General features: G+C 56.9%; 2 protein-coding genes. One reads left to right on the plus strand and one right to left on the minus strand.

Annotated features, from left to right (window positions below):
* The first annotated feature begins 82 nt into the window (after positions 1-82).
* Positions 83-712, plus strand: coding sequence for a hypothetical protein (locus WAW39_RS17855; RefSeq protein ID WP_422320545.1), 630 nt, complete (start codon positions 83-85; stop codon positions 710-712).
* Between the two features lie 37 nt (positions 713-749).
* Here WAW39_RS17855 and WAW39_RS17860 read toward each other — a convergent pair whose 3' ends face one another.
* Positions 750-1,622: a hypothetical protein gene (locus tag WAW39_RS17860; RefSeq protein ID WP_422320546.1), complete on the minus strand. Its 873-nt coding sequence runs from the start codon at positions 1,620-1,622 to the stop codon at positions 750-752.
* Between the last annotated feature and the right edge of the window lie 615 nt (positions 1,623-2,237).

Genomic DNA, 2,237 nt, shown 5'->3' on the forward strand with positions numbered 1-2,237 from the left:
CTGCGGGTCAAAACAGCAGATGGCTCCGAGGTTGAAGCTTCAAGACTAAAATCAAAGAAGTAAAAATCTTACTTTATCGATTATGACTACAGAAAACAAAGTTTGGGAATGCTTAGTGAGAGCCGTAAATCGATTCAACAAAAGCTCAGATAGAGAAACACTGCTATGCCCCAGATGTGAAGGATCAAACACTAAATCTGAGTTGGCAGCAGCCGGGGAAAGAGCCATTGCACATCGCTTGGCATTCTATTTAGAAAGCGAACTTCGAAGAATGAGCATCATAAGCGATGTGGGCCACATCGTTGTCGACTGTGAATACAACAGGCACGAATCGGAAGTAAAAACCCTAGCAGGCATTGCTGAAGAGCGAATTAGGAATATCGTATATCAAGCTCGGAAAAACGAACTCGAAAAGAATAGCGATGGATTTTATGTTTTTTCAGTTTACCCGGACATTGTTGTTCATCAACGGCAAGAAGACTCACAAAATCATCTCGTTGTGGAAATAAAGAAACGCAGTAACCGAGAGCTTAATGACTACGATGCATTGAAACTTGAATTATTCACAAATCCCAAAGAGGAATCTGTTGGATATGGCTATAAATTAGGTGCTTGGATTGTTGCCGAAGATGAACTTAAAACCCACGATCGTAAGCTGCAAATTATCTCACAATACCAAAATGGCAGAAGGAAAGAAGTGAATTTAGCCTGACCGAAGGTGCAAGGTTCGTACGAACCTCAAACGATGCTCACGGATTCCATGCGCCAGGAGGAGGCTGGGGACTACTAGGCGGTGCCTCGGTCCTCGGCGGCGGCGTATTGCCTGCGGCTTTGTAGGCGGCGAGTTTTTTGCGGTATTCGAGGGCGCCTTCGGGGCTGATGGCGCAGATGGGTTCGGGGCCGACGTCGGTGGTGATGACGTAGACGCTCACAATTTTGCCGGAGGTCAGGGGGACGCTGGAGGGGAGGATGCGGAGGGTGGGGCCGAGGGCGAAGGGTTTGCCGGGGGCGGCTTGCTCGGCGTATTCGGGCCGGCCCTGAGGGGTGAGTTTGACGCGCTCGCTCCGGCCGGTGCGGGAGGGGATCATGACGGGGAGTTTTTCGACGGCGAGGACGTCGATGAGGAGGGCGTCTTCGGTGTGCTGGACGCGGCTGATGTAGCAGCGGTGGGGCTGGCTGCGGATGCGCTGGAGCTCCTGGGCATCGGCCTCTTCCTGCTGGCGGACGGCGGCGGCTTTGGCTTTTTGATCGGCCTCGGTGATGATGGCCTGGGCGCGCTGGTTCTGCTTGTCTTTGAGGACGTGGACTTCGTTTTTGGGGTCGTAGCCGAAGAGGGTCTGGAGATCGGGCGGGAGCTCGGCGAGGGGGACGGTGGAGATGCCGCCGGCGTGGCTGAAGCGGACTTCGTGGGCGTCAAACCGGGAGACTTTGACGTCGGTGTAGGTGACGCCTTTGGTGGTGGTGAGGGTGGGAAAAGAGAGCGGCTCGGCGTGGAGGGGGAGGCTCAGTGTGAGGCCACAGCCGAGGATGAGCGCGAACGCAAACAGGCTGCCGAGGACGCTGCGCTGACGGTAGCTGCGACGGGGGCGCTGCTGCGTGGGCTGGGGGTTGGCGGGCGACATGGGTGGAATGGCGGGTGTGTGCGCGCCGCCCGCTTAATGAAGATTCGCGACGGGTGAAGGGGGCGCAAGGGGGAGTTTGTGGCGTGGTGGAGTGCGAGGCGGTGCAGATGGACAGGATTCACAGGATGGCAGAATTTCAGGATGACTGCGGGGGGGGAACCGAGCGTAGCGAGGTAGACGAACGAAGTGAGCCCGGAGGGTGAGCGCAGCGAATCAATGGTGGAGTGCGAGGCGGTGCAGATGGACAGGATTAACAAGATGGCAGAATTTCAGGATGACTGCAGGGGTGGAACGGAGCGTGGTGAGATAGACGAATGAAGTGAGCCCGGAGGGGGAGAGCAGCGAATCAATGGTGGAGTGGTGGGACGTTCGGTTTTGCCGCAGAGGGGCGGAGAGGCAGAGGGGGCAGAGAGTGGGTGGCTTTTGGCTGCGAGTGGGGAGGATTTCAGGCGTCTCGCGGCAGGCTTGGGGTGGTGGGGCGAAGAAGGATTGGGGGCTGCCGCTTTCGGGTATTTTCTGGTAGGCGGGTGTCGCCGAGAACGTCGAAAGCGGTAGCTGCGTTCGTTCCTCACTTCGCGACCGCAGTCCATATCAGAGACTGGGGCATGCGGGGCG

The sequence above is a fragment of the Prosthecobacter sp. genome (genome assembly GCF_049294395.1).
GTDB lineage: Bacteria > Verrucomicrobiota > Verrucomicrobiia > Verrucomicrobiales > Verrucomicrobiaceae > Prosthecobacter.